At 63.2% G+C, this 12,986-nt stretch carries 11 protein-coding genes; 5 read left to right on the top strand and 6 right to left on the bottom strand.

Going from position 1 to position 12,986, the window contains the following annotated elements:
- Window positions 1–23: 23 nt before the first annotated feature.
- Window positions 24–692: a class GN sortase gene (locus tag BC363_RS02590; RefSeq protein ID WP_065786387.1), complete on the bottom strand. Its 669-nt coding sequence runs from the start codon at window positions 690–692 to the stop codon at window positions 24–26.
- On the bottom strand, window positions 682–3,027 hold the full coding sequence (locus BC363_RS02585; RefSeq protein WP_065786388.1) for a marine proteobacterial sortase target protein: 2,346 nt from the start codon (window positions 3,025–3,027) through the stop codon (window positions 682–684). The genes BC363_RS02590 and BC363_RS02585 overlap by 11 nt, the downstream gene beginning before the upstream one ends.
- A gap of 479 nt (window positions 3,028–3,506) precedes the next feature.
- On the opposite strand from BC363_RS02585, the gene BC363_RS02580 reads away from it, so the two are divergent.
- Window positions 3,507–4,709 carry a pyridoxal phosphate-dependent aminotransferase gene (locus tag BC363_RS02580; RefSeq protein ID WP_065786389.1) on the top strand — a complete coding sequence of 401 codons (1,203 nt, stop codon included), beginning with the start codon at window positions 3,507–3,509 and terminating at the stop codon, window positions 4,707–4,709.
- A gap of 127 nt (window positions 4,710–4,836) precedes the next feature.
- On the opposite strand, the gene BC363_RS02575 is transcribed toward BC363_RS02580, so the two are convergent.
- The 3 genes from BC363_RS02575 to BC363_RS02565 all read right to left on the bottom strand — a co-directional run bounded on the left by BC363_RS02575 (window position 4,837) and on the right by BC363_RS02565 (window position 6,970).
- Window positions 4,837–5,142, bottom strand: a complete 306-nt coding sequence (locus BC363_RS02575; protein WP_202618519.1) for an XRE family transcriptional regulator — start codon at window positions 5,140–5,142, stop codon at window positions 4,837–4,839.
- Between the two features lie 175 nt (window positions 5,143–5,317).
- Entirely contained in the window at window positions 5,318–6,184 is an 867-nt protein-coding gene (locus BC363_RS02570) for an NAD(P)-binding domain-containing protein (RefSeq protein ID WP_065786391.1), read from the bottom strand.
- Window positions 6,185–6,208: 24 nt separating this feature from the next.
- Window positions 6,209–6,970, bottom strand: coding sequence for an SDR family oxidoreductase (locus BC363_RS02565; RefSeq protein WP_065786392.1), 762 nt, complete (start codon window positions 6,968–6,970; stop codon window positions 6,209–6,211).
- 115 nt (window positions 6,971–7,085) lie between these two features.
- On the opposite strand from BC363_RS02565, the gene BC363_RS02560 reads away from it, so the two are divergent.
- A complete protein-coding gene (locus BC363_RS02560) occupies window positions 7,086–7,976 on the top strand; it encodes a LysR substrate-binding domain-containing protein (protein WP_065786393.1) in 891 nt (296 codons plus the stop codon).
- Between the two features lie 205 nt (window positions 7,977–8,181).
- Window positions 8,182–8,421 (top strand): hypothetical protein, encoded by a 240-nt coding sequence (locus BC363_RS02555; protein WP_139109885.1) that lies wholly within the window; start codon window positions 8,182–8,184, stop codon window positions 8,419–8,421.
- 180 nt (window positions 8,422–8,601) lie between these two features.
- Here the strand turns inward: BC363_RS02555 and carA are convergent, their stop codons facing one another.
- Complete coding sequence (gene carA / locus BC363_RS02550) at window positions 8,602–9,807, bottom strand: glutamine-hydrolyzing carbamoyl-phosphate synthase small subunit (protein WP_065786395.1); 1,206 nt, start codon at window positions 9,805–9,807, stop codon at window positions 8,602–8,604.
- A 326-nt stretch (window positions 9,808–10,133) separates the two neighbouring features.
- On the opposite strand from carA, the gene BC363_RS02545 reads away from it, so the two are divergent.
- The gene (locus tag BC363_RS02545; RefSeq protein ID WP_065786396.1) at window positions 10,134–10,583 is read left to right on the top strand and encodes a GatB/YqeY domain-containing protein; all 450 of its coding nucleotides are present in this window, start codon (window positions 10,134–10,136) and stop codon (window positions 10,581–10,583) included.
- A gap of 373 nt (window positions 10,584–10,956) precedes the next feature.
- Window positions 10,957–12,975, top strand: coding sequence for a DNA primase (dnaG, locus tag BC363_RS02540; protein WP_065786397.1), 2,019 nt, complete (start codon window positions 10,957–10,959; stop codon window positions 12,973–12,975).
- Window positions 12,976–12,986: the final 11 nt, after the last annotated feature.

Here is a 12,986-nt window from a genome sequence, read left to right as displayed (position 1 = left end):
AGTCAAATCGGATCAAAAAGGCTTTATTTCGAAACGGAGCCTGTCGTCAGCGGCACCGGATGCTGCTCGCGGACCAGTTCGGCCGTCACGATGTAGCGCATCGGTCCGGGCTCGATCGCATCGAAGGGCCAGCAGGTGGCGAGCGCCAGCTTGTGGCCACTGGCTGCGGCGTTGATGCCGCTTTCGTCCCAGCGCGCGACGCGGCCCTCGCCGGCCCGAAAAAGAAAGCGCCGCCCGTCCTTGCGGGTCAGCACCAGCAGATCGCCCGAGGAAACGTCCTTCAGCCAGCGGAAATGTGTGTCGCGGTGGGCGGCGATGACGGAGGTGCCTTCGTCGCCGGGAAGAGGGGTGTTGGTGAGCCAGGCAGGCCCGAAGGCGAGCGCCTGGCCGCTTGCGCCCTGAAGCACGATCGCCGAGCGATTGATGCGCGGCGCGATGATTTCCGCGGTGGTTTCGAAGTCGGCCCAGGGCCAGGGTTTGCCGCCCGCCTCGCCGTGCAACTGCGCCTCGAAGCTCTTCCTCAGCAGCACTTGAGAGACCTCGGCCTTGGCCTTCAGGTAAAATCCCTTGCCGACCAGCATCAGGCCGGCAAGGGCGATCAGGGCAATGATCGCGACCACGATGGTCTCGATCGCCGAGAGACGGGCGAGGAAGCCCGGGCGTGGCCCGGGCAGGTCTTCGTCAGCGGCCATGGCGTCGAACCCCTGAGGTGACGAGAGCGGCGATCTGGCCGCGCCAGAAGATGAAAGTGCTGCCAGCAACAAGCGCAAAGGCGAGCAGCATCAGCCCGATGAGGATCTGCTTGTCCGCCTCGGTCGCCGTCTGCGGCAGGTTTACCTGGTTGTTGGCTTCGGCAATGAGGCCCGCTGCACGCGCCGTCGGTGCCGCCAGCATGCGGTCGGCCGTGACCATGGCCAGCTTCGTCTGGCTTTCGGCCGAAGCCTCGCGCTCATCGACCGTACCTGTTGTTTCGGGCTTCTCGCCGAAGACCTTGCCGAAGTCCCAGCCGGCCGGCAGGTTGAGCGGCACATTGGTTTCCGTCAGGTTCTCGCCGGCCGGGCGTGACGGCGTCGCATCGACGGCGACAAGGCTGGTGACGCGCGAGACGAGGTGATGGGTCAGCGCGACGGTTTCGATCTGTCTGTCGAGCGTTGCGGGGTCGGCGATCGCTGACGCGCTTGCTTCGAGATCATCGATCTTGCGACGGGCCCAGAGCTTGGCGATGCCTTCACCGGTTGCAGACTTGGCGATGTCCATCTCGACGCGCCAGGGCTGGTCGCCGGCCTTGCCGACGATGCGAAGCTTTCCTTCCGGTGTGGCGCCGTCGAGTTCGACCGTCAGCACGACCGGCTCGCCGCGGTAGAGATCGGGCATCGGGTTAGGGGTGATGTCGCCGGAGGCGGCGCCTTCGAAGGTTGCTGAAATGTCCGTCATGGCCGGGCTCTCCAGCTTGGTGAAGAGCTCGCCCATGCGGGCGGCCACCTGGCTTTCGGAACCGATCAGCGTGAAGGTGCCGCGACCGTATTCGGCGGCCTTGGTCATGAAGTGGCTGTTGGGCGCCGAACCGATGCCGACGGTGAAGACGCGGGCGTCGCCACGGTTGTTCTGGATCTCCTGGAAAAGCTGGCCTTCATTGCCGATGGCGCCGTCGGTAAGGAAGACCACCTGGCGAAGGGCACCTGATGCAACCGGCCCCTGAGTGCGCAGGGCCGCTTCCAGCGCCGGCAGCATTTCCGTGCCGCCATCGGCGGTCAGGTCGCGCACGAAAGCGATCGCATCCTCGCGTTTATCAGGCGTCGCCTCGACGAGATCAGGGAAGTGCACGGTCATCGTGTCGTCGAAGCGGATGACGTTGAACCGGTCTTCCGGCTTCAGCCGCGAGATCGCCAGCGCCAGGCTTTCCTTTGCCTGTTCCATGGATGGGCCGGCCATCGAGCCGGAATTGTCGATGACGAAAACGACCTCGCGCCTGAGCGGCTTGTCGGTCTCCATTGCCGTCACCGGCGGGGTGACGAAGGACAGGAGGTAGGTCTTATCGCCGACGGTCTCGCGAAAGAGGCCGGCATAGGGGCTCTTTCCTTCGATCGCCTTCCAGCTGAGTTCGAAATCCTTGTCGGCAGGAACGCTTCCGACCTTCAGCGTGATCCGGCGGGTCAACTGGTCGAGCGTGGACGTTTCGATCTCGTGATAGGCCGACGTCACCTCGCCGATCGGGAAGCCCGCCTTCAGGTTGATCGTCAGTGTCACCGGGTTGATCCTGGCGTTTTCGCGCGGGTCGAGCACCGGCGGATCGATCTTTTCGCGATTGGGAACCGGGTCGCTGACGGCATAGCCGGTGCGGCTGTCGAGATCGACGGTCTGGACGACCGGCTGCGGATTGTAGCGAGGCGCCACCACCATCGGGAAACGGAAGGTGAAGGCGTCGTTCGACTGGCGCACGCCGCTTTGATATTCGATCTGCACGACCACCGTTTCGCCGGGGCCGATATTGGCGACCTGATTGGTGAAGAGGTTGGGGCGCTGCTGTTCAAGCAGCGCCGCCTTCTTGCCCTCGGCCTTTGCCTGCTCGTAGATTTCCTTGGCTGCCTGGCGCGGCTTGATCTGACCTTCGATGAAGCGGTCGCCGATCTGCATCTTCAGGGTATCGACGGCGGAATCATCGGGAAGCGGGAAGACATAGGTGCCTTCGACCCATCCCTTGCTCGGGTTCTGGAACCGCTGCGTCACGCGGGTCCGCATGATCGGTCCGTTGACGTCGATCTGGACGTCGGTCGCCAGTCGCGGCGCCTCGACGAAATAGCCGGGCTCCTTGGAGGGGAAGAGCAGGGCGCCGGTGCCCATGTCGTTGGGCCTGACATAGCCGGCCATCTGCTCCGGCCTGGGGTTTGCCGTCTGGGCCGCGGCCTGGGTCATCAGCCCGAGGATCATGACGATGCAGGCGGCGAGCGCTGCGAGCGCCAGAACCATGCCCCATCGCGCTTCGTTCTGACGTGTCCGTGATTCAGCGATTTCGTCGTCGAGAAACATTGCCCACCCCCGTGATGCGATGCGTTCGGATCATGGCAGGAAAGGCCGGGAAACCGGCTGTTGCAGGACGGAATTGCGGCGTTCCGCGACAGTTGTTGTGACCAAAATAAGGCTTTTCGGAAAAAGCCGAATTCCGCTGATTCTTCTGAATAAATTCACGCCCCCGGACGTTCTTGACCGATGCTGTTCATGTCCCAGGGGTGCTAGCTGGAGACGATGTTCGGTAGCGAGTGCGCAACACATGCATCCCGTTGCGGTTGCCGACAGGCGCCGATCGGGTATCGATCGGCGATCGTCATCGCTGATCGCACTCATGAAAGTTTGTCATGGTGACGCATTTTGCCCGCATTCCCGGCGGTTTTTCAGGCTCTGGCGCTTGCAAGACCGGGCGTCTTTCGACATAGACCTAACCGCTATGGAGCCTGTCTTTTTCGTTCCGTAGCGCTCACCGCGTCTCGAAACGATCAGGACCTTTCATCATGGCCTTCCTTGCCGATGCCCTTTCCCGTGTAAAGCCTTCCGCCACCATCGCCGTTTCGCAGAAAGCCCGCGAGCTGAAAGCGAAGGGACGCGACGTGATCGGCCTTGGTGCAGGGGAGCCGGATTTCGACACGCCGGACAATATCAAGAAGGCTGCGATCGACGCGATCAACCGCGGCGAGACGAAGTACACGCCGGTTTCGGGCATTCCGGAACTGCGCGAAGCGATCGCCAAGAAGTTCAAGCGCGAGAACAACCTCGACTACACCGCCGCCCAGACGATCGTCGGCACCGGCGGAAAGCAGATTCTTTTCAACGCCTTCATGGCGACCCTGAACGCGGGCGATGAAGTCGTCATCCCGGCGCCCTACTGGGTCTCCTACCCGGAGATGGTGGCGCTGTGCGGCGGCACGCCCGTTTTCGTCTCGACTACCCAGGAGAACAACTTCAAGCTTAGGGCGGAAGACCTCGACAAGGCGATCACGCCGAAGACCAAGTGGTTTGTCTTCAACTCGCCGTCCAACCCGTCGGGCGCCGCCTACAGCCACGCCGAGCTGAAGGCGCTGACCGACGTGTTGATGAAGCACCCGCATGTCTGGGTGCTGACCGACGACATGTACGAGCACCTGACCTATGGCGACTTCAAGTTCGCAACCCCTGTCGAAGTCGAGCCCGGCCTCTACGACCGCACGCTGACCATGAACGGCGTCTCCAAGGCCTATGCCATGACCGGCTGGCGCATCGGCTATGCAGCCGGTCCGCTGCACCTGATCAAGGCGATGGACATGATCCAGGGCCAGCAGACCTCGGGCGCAACCTCGATCGCGCAGTGGGCTGCCGTCGAGGCGCTCAACGGCACGCAGGACTTCATCCCCGAGAACAAGAAGATCTTCGAAGGTCGCCGTGACCTCGTGGTGTCGATGCTGAACCAGGCCAAGGGCATTGCGTGCCCGACGCCGGAAGGCGCCTTCTACGTCTACCCGTCCTGCGCCGGCCTCATCGGCAAGACCGCGCCGTCGGGCAAGGTCATCGAGACGGACGAAGACTTCGTCTCCGAACTGCTCGAATCCGAAGGCGTTGCCGTCGTGCACGGCTCGGCCTTTGGTCTCGGCCCGAACTTCCGCATCTCCTATGCGACGTCGGAAGCGCAGCTCGAAGAAGCGTGCCGTCGCATCCAGCGCTTCTGCGCCGCCTGCAAGTAAGTTCAGGTATTACACCCAATGGAAAAGCCCGCTGGTAATGGCGGGCTTTTTTGTTGGCAAAACGATTCAAGAAGCGGTCAATCTGATTCAATCGGGCCGGCTAACGCGTTGAAATCAGATTCGAACTTCAAGCGCCCGGAACCTCGTCGTCGCCGACGACGCCACCCTCGCTTTCGAGGATGGACAGGCGGCGTGCCTCGGAGCGGGTGAACTTCAGGCGAACGCCGATGCCGCGCTCGCCCTCCGGCAGAAACACGGCGCCGGCATTTTCAAGCGCGTTCCTCAGCGACAGGATGATTTCGTCGCCGGGCGCCTCCAGCTTGTGCTCGAACTTGAGGATCGTTTCTTCGTCGACGCCCGAAAAGCTCGCCAGCATCTCGCGTGAAATTTCGATCAGCGCCCGGGCGGCGCGGCACTGTGAACCTGTAATCATCATCACCTCCAGTTGCAGAGAGGATGCGTGAAGCCCGGCGACGGGTCAACCGCAAGCAACGCCCCCGCGACCTTTCGACCGCGGGGCGTTGCTTGCGTCGGGAGCGTTGGACGATGCTTCAGCAAAGGGCTGGATTGGTCCTCGCCGGTATCTGCCACCCGCTGCAGAAGGAACCCTATTTTGCTCGCATCGCCTCTATGATGCCGGAAATCTCGTCCGTGCCGAAGCCGCCGGCGAGGCGCTGTTGCGCCAACCTCTCCATCGGCTCCATGAAAGCCGGATCGATGCCCTGGCTGCGGCTTGCAGCGACGATATTGGTGATCGCCACCGCTTGCATGGCAAGGTTCGACATCACGTCGCGGGCGTGATCGCCGCTGTCGATCCGTTCGGCATAGTCGGGCAGGGCTGTCATCATTGCCGCAAGCCAGGGCTCGACCAGGGACAGGAACGCCGTCGCCGAGACGCCGACGCTGCCGGCAAGTGCTGTTGCGTGCAGATAGCCGCCGAAGAGACCGTACATCGCCGAAAGCAAGGCGAGGTCGTTGACCGCGGCGAGGATCGGATCTTCGCCGAGATATTGGCTCCGGCCGAAGGCCACGAGGCGATCTTTGGCCGATGCGAAGGCATCGGCGCTGCCGCTATAGAGAATGAAGGCGTGCTGCGAGCCGATCATCGGTGGCGTCGCCATGATGCCACCGTCGAGATAGAGCGCGCCATATCCGCCAAGGCGGTCGGCGATCGCCCGGACTTGATTCGGACGACCATTGGTCAGGTTAACGACGGTCTTGCCGGACAGGCCGGGACCGACGTGATGAAACGTGGCTTCGACGGCAGCGTAGTCGGTGAGGCACAGCACGATCAGATCGCTCGCTGCGATGGCTTCGGTGACCGTTTCGGCCCGGCGGGCACCGCGGGCAACGAGAGCGTCAGCCCGCGCCGATGTGCGGTTCCAGACGGTTGTTACGTTGCCCGCGTCGATGAGGGCGTTGGCGAGTGCCGTGCCCATCGCGCCGAGGCCGATGACCGAGATTGTATTGGACATCTGGTTTCTCCGTTCCCGTTCGTTTCAGGCCGCAGGCGACAATTGCTGGCCGAGACCGCCGTCGACCGTCAGTCTTGCGCCGGTGGTGAAGGTCGCGTCGAAGGCGAGGAACAGCACGGCGCGGGCCACTTCGTCGGCGGTGCCGTTGCGGCCCATCGGCGTGATCGCATCGCCCAGCGCCTTGAACTCGGCACGTTCCGCATCGGTGATGCCGGCAACGCCCTTGGTCGGCGTATCGATGAAGCCGGGGCTGACCGAATTCACCCGGATGCCGCGTGGCAAGAGCTCGGCGGCAAAGACGGAGGCAAACGAGATCAGCGCCGCCTTGCTGCCGCTATAGACAGCCATGCCCGCATGGCCGCCGACATCGGCAACCGACGAGGTGAAGACGATCGAGCCGCCGTCGCGGATCAGCGGCGCGAGGCGCTGGACGGTGAAGAAGGCGCCCTTGGTGTTGATCGTGAACTGGCGATCGTAGGAGGCCTCGGTCACCTGGTCGAAAGGCTCGAGCAGCGATGTGCCGGCGTTGACGTGCAGGAGGTCGATCGAACCCAGCTTCTGCCCGACCGTCGCCCCGAGCACGGCGATCTCGCCAAGGTCGGAAATGTCGGACTTTACCGCATGCACGCGCGGTCCGAAGCGCTCCTGGACCTTGGCGAGGTTCGCCTCGTTGTTGCCGGTCAGCAGCACCTCGGCGCCGCCGTTGACAAGACGTTCGACGGTTGCCAGGCCCATGCCATGCGTGCCGCCGATGACGACGGCTTTCTTGTCCTGATAGCCACCCATGTTCTCTTCCTTCGATGTTCGGTTTCGATGGAGAAGAGATAAAATCATGGACGACATTGCGAAAGTCTGGCAGTTGTGGATGTATCGTCTACATATGTAGACATTGGAATTTGCGATGCGCAATCTCAACGACTTCATCGTCTTTGCCCATGTGGTCGATCACAAGGGGTTTGCGCCGGCGGCGCGGGCGCTCAACGTGCCGAAATCGACGCTGAGCAAACGCGTGGCCGAACTGGAAAAGACGCTTGGCGTGCGGTTGATCAATCGCACGTCGCGCCGCTTCACCGTCACCGAGGTCGGCGAGGATTTCTATCGGCACGCCGCGGCGATGCTGATCGAGGCGGAAGCGGCGGAAGCCATAGTCAAGGGCCGGCTCGCCGAGCCAAGCGGCACGGTGCGGATTACCGCCTCGGTGCCGACGGCCCAGATGATGCTGGCTGGCCTCCTGCCGCCACTGGCGCTTGCCTATCCCAAGATGCGGGTGATGCTGCATGCGACCGATCGTTTCGTCGATGTCGTCCAGGAGGGCTTCGACATTGCGGTGCGCGACCACTTCGCGCCGCTGCCGGATTCGGGGCTCGTGCAACGGCATGTCGGCGCGGAGGTCATCTGGCTCGTCGCTGCACCCGCCTATCTGGAAAGTCGCGGGGCGCCGATCGAGCCGAGCGACCTTTCGCGTCATGACGGTCTTCTGGTATCCTTGACGGCAGAGGGATGGATGATGCGCAACGACGCAGGCGTGGTCGTCCGGGTCCGTCCCGAGCCGCGTTTCCTCGCCGACGAATCCCATGTGCTTCGCGCGGCCGCACTGTCCGGCCTCGGCATCACGGCGCTGCCGCGCAAGCTCTGCCGGGCGGAGATCGACGAGGGCAGCCTCGTTCGTGTCCTGCCCGAATGGGAGGCCGGCAGCGTCACCACGACCTTGCTGATGCCGCATCGACGCGGGCAATTGCCATCGGTGCGCGCGGTGGTCGGCTTCATCGCCGAGCATCTGCCTGGCGCGTGAGCGGTGGGGCGAGGGCTACTTGTGCGGCCCAAAAGCGAGTGGTCGATCTTACAGGAAAGATCAACGGCCTACCGCATAATTCCTTAAATCGGAATCGATTTAAGGAGGAAATTATGCAGCAAGTTTAAAGCGTTACAGCGTCCTTTGCGCGTCATATTTGACGCGCTGCGCTGTAGCATGTGGAAGAACCCAAAGGAGAGCGGACGTGGGACTTTTTTCAGGGCCATACGGAGAGCAACTGAAACGGGCGATGGATCAGGTGAAGTACAACGTCGCCGTCGCGAAGCTTGATGAGCCCATCAGCGACAGCGATGCTGTGGTCCTGTTTGCGGGCATGTTGGTCGTCCAGAATGTTCCGGTCAACACCGCCTTCGACCTTGCGTGCGAATACTCCGATCTGATCTCCAGCTTGCTGGAAAATGGATCAAACTCCCGGGAAGCATGATCTGCATCGGGCCGAAATGTCACGACATCGCAGCCAAAGCCGGTGCGAAAGCCCAATTGGGCGAAAGCGAAGCGCACCGGTCGCATCGGTGCCATTTCTGCAGAAACCACGTCAGGTCGTTCGAACGCAGGATCATAGACCTCCATTTTTCTGGAGGTCTATCTCTGTTCGTGGTCGCTCCTAGCGCTCGGCAAGCGCCGGTTCGCCCTTCTTCTCGCGCACGAGGTTCATGAACCGGCGGAAGAGGTAGTGGCTGTCCTGCGGACCCGGCGAGGCTTCCGGGTGATGCTGCACCGAGAAGACCGGCTTGCCGGCGACCCGCAGGCCGCAATTGGTGCCGTCGAACAGCGAAATGTGAGTCTCTTCAACGCCTTCCGGCAGCGACTTCGAATCGACCGCGAAGCCGTGGTTCATCGAGACGATCTCGACCTTGCCTGTGGTGTGGTCCTTGACCGGATGGTTGGCGCCATGGTGACCCTGGTGCATCTTCTCGGTCTTGCCGCCGAGCGCCAGCGCCAGCATCTGGTGACCGAGGCAGATGCCGAACACCGGAATGTCGCTCTTCAAGAGGTCCTGGATCACCGGCACGGCGTATTCGCCGGTTGCCGCCGGGTCGCCCGGGCCGTTGGAGAGGAAGATGCCGTCCGGCTTCTGCGCAAGCACTTCGTCGGCGCTTGTCGTTGCCGGCATCACGGTGACGCGGGCGTTGAGGCCGGTGAAGAGGCGCAGGATGTTGCGCTTGACGCCGTAGTCGAGGGCGACGACGTGATAGTCGGCCTCGGCATCGCCGAGCGTCGAATGGCCTTCGTCCCAGACCCAGGGCTTCTCGGTCCACTGCGACGACTGGCCGGAGGTGGCAACCTTGGCAAGGTCGAGGCCTTCAAGCCCGCTCCAGGCCTTGGCTTCCTTCTTCAGCGTCTCGATATCGAAGACGCCGGAGGGGTCGTGAGCGATGACGGCGTTGGGCATGCCGTTTTCGCGGATCCAGGCGGTGAGCGCCCGGGTGTCGATGCCGCAAAGGCCGATGATGCCGCGTGCCTTCAGCCAGGCGTCGAGGTGCTTGACAGTCCGATAGTTCGACGGTTCGGTGATGTCGGCCTTGAAGATCACGCCGACCGCGCCGTGGCGGGCTGCCGGCGTCAGGTCTTCGATGTCTTCGTCATTGGCGCCGATATTGCCGATGTGGGGGAAGGTGAAGGTGACGATCTGGCTGAGATAGGAAGGGTCCGTCAGGATTTCCTGGTAGCCGGTCAATGCGGTGTTGAAGCAGACTTCCGCCTGCACCTTGCCGGTTGCGCCGATGCCCTTGCCTTCGATTACGGTGCCGTCGGCAAGAACGAGCAAAGCGGTGGGTTTTTCAGTGGTCCATGCGGGTGTCGCGGTCATCGTTCCTATCCCGTTGCGGCGTGGAGCGCGGGGCTTGAAAGCCCGGCGGCTGATCGCCATTTCATGTGCTCAGGCATGGACGCGCGGAATCCCCGCGAAAAGTGCTCACATGCCGATGTCGTGCAGGTGCGGGAAAATAGCCAAAGCGCAAAGCCCGGTCAACCAGCCGCTGTGAATTGTCTGGAAATAAAATTCCTTTTAATTCAAGCGGTTGTGCAATCCGTTTGATTGCACCTGCCACACTGGTTTAAGACGACGGCAACATTGACGCAGCGAACCGGTTCCGGGCAAGAGCACCGCGGGCCGGCTTCGACATGGAGAAAGACATGCGCGACCAGTTCGCTGAGGTACTGAAAGAAGCCCTGAAGGCCAAGGACACGCGGCGCACCTCGACCGTGCGGCTGATTCAGGCTGCGATCAAGGATCGTGATATCGCCAACCGTGGCCTGGGCAAGGATCCGGTCGGCGACGACGAGATCCTGCAGATCCTCGCCAAGATGATCAAGCAGCGCGAGGAATCGGCCCGAATCTATGACCAGGGCGGCCGGCCGGAGCTTGCAGAGCAGGAGCGGCAGGAAATCGTCATCATCAACCAGTTCCTGCCGGTCCAGCTGTCGGAAGACAAGGTTAGGGAACTCTGTGCATCGGTGATCCAGGAAACCGGCGCGCAGGGGCTGCGCGACATGGGCAAGTGCATGAATGCGCTCAAGGAGCGTTATCCTGGCCAGATGGACTTCGCCAAGGCTTCGGGCCTGGTCAAGGACCTGCTGAAGTAACCGACTGCGCCCGCTCATCTGCAGCGGGCGCCGTTGCGGCACTGAATGTGCCGGCGAGCCTTTCGTGGGCCCGATTGATCGGTGCGAATTTCTCCGCCTGATAATCCCAATACTCCCGGATGAAACCCTGCGACAGCCAGAGGCCGTCGCGGCCCGGCGGGCCATTCCATCCCATGCTCCCAAACTCCGTCGCCTTGCTGAGCACCGCCTGCGTGTCGAAATATATTCGCGTCAGGCGTGTATTGATGGGGCGCCTCCAGCAAGCCGGGTTCGCGATTGCTTCGTGATAGCCTGTGAATTGCGGGCACGGCCGGTCAGCGCTGTGGCGTCCGGCGGTTTCGCCGCCTATATGGAGGATCGACCAGAGGTATCCATGCGCTTTTCACAGTCCTTTCTTGACGAGATACGCGACCGCGTGCCGATTTCGGACGTGATCGCCAAACGCGTCACCTGGGATCGGCGCAAGACCAATGTCTCGCGCGGCGACTATTGGGCCTGCTGCCCGTTCCACGGCGAGAAATCCCCGAGCTTTCATTGCGAGGACCGCAAGGGCCGCTACCATTGCTTCGGGTGCGGCGTTACTGGCGACCACTTCCGCTTTCTCACCGACCTGGAAGGCCTGAGCTTCCCCGAGGCGGTGCAGCAGATCGCCGACATGGCCGGTGTGGCCATGCCGCAGCCGGATCCGCAGGCCGAGCGGCGCGAGAAGGAACGCACCAGCCTGCTCGACGTGATGGAGCTGGCGACCCGGTTTTTCGAGGACCAGCTGCAGACCGCCAATGGCGCCAAGGCGCGCGCCTATCTGCGCGAGCGCGGGCTGACGGGCCGCACGATCGAGACCTTCCGCCTGGGCTTTGCGCCCGACAGCCGCAATGCGCTCAAGGAATTCCTGGCCGGCAAGGGCATCGGCAAGGAGCAGATCGAGGCCTGCGGCCTCGTGGTGCATGGCCCCGATGTGCCGGTTTCCTACGATCGCTTCCGCGACCGCATCACGTTTCCGATCCTGTCGTCGCGCGAAAAGGTCATCGCGTTTGGCGGCCGCGCCATGTCGCCGGACGCGCCGGCCAAATATCTCAACTCCAACGAGACCGAGCTCTTCCACAAGGGCAACGTGCTCTACAATTTTGCCCGGGCACGGCGGGCGATGTCAGGGGGCAGCCGTACCGGCGACGCCGGACAAAACGAAAATGCTGCGGCGACGATCATTGCGGTCGAAGGCTACATGGACGTGATCGCGCTGCATCAGGCGGGTGTCGAGAATGCAGTGGCGCCGCTTGGAACCGCGCTCACCGAAAACCAGCTCGACCTGCTCTGGAAGATGACATCGCAACCGGTGCTCTGCTTCGACGGCGACGGCGCCGGCATTCGCGCCGCCAACCGTGGCGTCGATCTGGCGCTGCCGCATCTGAAGCCCGGCCGCTCGGTGCGGTTTGCCATGCTGCCCGATGGCAAGGACCCCGATGATCTCGTGCGTCAGGAGGGGCGGGCGCCCTTCGACCAGGTGCTTGCCAATGCCCGCTCGCTGGCCGAGATGGTCTGGCAGCGCGAAATCCAGGGCGGCTCGTTCGACACGCCGGAAAAACGCGCCGAGCTCGAAGCCAGGTTGAAGCAGGTCACCGCCGTCATCGCCGACGAAAGCGTGCGGCGCCACTATGGCCAGGACATGCGCGATCGGCTGCACGCGTTTCTGCAAGCCTCCAGCCCCGGTCGCGGCGGCGAGCGGCGGCAATTCGAGCGTGGCGGCCGCCAGGGCGGCGGGCAGCGCGGCGGACCCGGTGCACGCCAGCCGAACACCTCCGGCCCGACGGCGATCTCGGACCGGCTGGCGCGCTCGTCGCTGGTCAGTGGCCAGCAGGCGGTGCCGTCGCTGCGCGAAAGCGTGCTGGCGCTCACGATCGTCAATCACCCGCAGTTGCTGTTCGACGAATATGACGAGATCTCGACCATCGAGTTCGACCATCGCGATCTGCAGCGCTGCTGGGCGGTGGTCCTCAATGCCGCTGCCGCCAACGGCCCGCGCCTGACGCGCGAAGGGCTGGTGGAACAGCTCGACGCCGAAGGTTTTGCTCAACTGATCGCGGCCATCGACCAGCAGATCCGCTATGCCCGGCTGTGGACGGCGACGGCCGCTGCCGCGCCCGAGGATGCCCGCGAGGGATATCTGCAGGCGCTGGCGCTGCACCAGCGCTCCAAGGCGCTGCATTGGCAGCGGCGCGAGCTGGAGCGGGAACTGGCGCATGCGACCGAGGAGGGCGACCTTGAAGCCGTGCCGCAGCTCCTGCGCACGCTGCAGGAGGTTCAGCTCGAAGTGACGCGGCTTGAAAACCAGGAGGCGATCATCGAGGGCTTCGGCGTGCTTTCGGGCCGGGTGAAGGGACCGGCGGCCCGGTAACCGCCGAAAAG

The sequence above is a fragment of the Ensifer sp. LC384 genome (genome assembly GCF_001695865.1).
Taxonomy (GTDB): Bacteria; Pseudomonadota; Alphaproteobacteria; order Rhizobiales; family Rhizobiaceae; genus Ensifer.
The sequence above is the reverse complement of the archived record's forward strand: the minus strand, read 5'-3'. Positions and strand labels throughout refer to the sequence as shown.

Excerpts from the sequence above, each read along its gene's own strand:
- dnaG (WP_065786397.1), top strand. The coding sequence starts at position 10,957 with ATGCGCTTTTCACAGTCCTTTCTTGACGAGATACGCGACCGCGTGCCG.
- BC363_RS02545 (WP_065786396.1), top strand. The coding sequence starts at position 10,134 with ATGCGCGACCAGTTCGCTGAGGTACTGAAAGAAGCCCTGAAGGCCAAG.
- BC363_RS02585 (WP_065786388.1), bottom strand. The coding sequence starts at position 3,027 with ATGTTTCTCGACGACGAAATCGCTGAATCACGGACACGTCAGAACGAA.
- BC363_RS02580 (WP_065786389.1), top strand. The coding sequence starts at position 3,507 with ATGGCCTTCCTTGCCGATGCCCTTTCCCGTGTAAAGCCTTCCGCCACC.
- BC363_RS02560 (WP_065786393.1), top strand. The coding sequence starts at position 7,086 with ATGCGCAATCTCAACGACTTCATCGTCTTTGCCCATGTGGTCGATCAC.
- BC363_RS02570 (WP_065786391.1), bottom strand. The coding sequence starts at position 6,184 with ATGTCCAATACAATCTCGGTCATCGGCCTCGGCGCGATGGGCACGGCA.
- BC363_RS02565 (WP_065786392.1), bottom strand. The coding sequence starts at position 6,970 with ATGGGTGGCTATCAGGACAAGAAAGCCGTCGTCATCGGCGGCACGCAT.
- carA (WP_065786395.1), bottom strand. The coding sequence starts at position 9,807 with ATGACCGCGACACCCGCATGGACCACTGAAAAACCCACCGCTTTGCTC.
- BC363_RS02590 (WP_065786387.1), bottom strand. The coding sequence starts at position 692 with ATGGCCGCTGACGAAGACCTGCCCGGGCCACGCCCGGGCTTCCTCGCC.
- BC363_RS02575 (WP_202618519.1), bottom strand. The coding sequence starts at position 5,142 with ATGATTACAGGTTCACAGTGCCGCGCCGCCCGGGCGCTGATCGAAATT.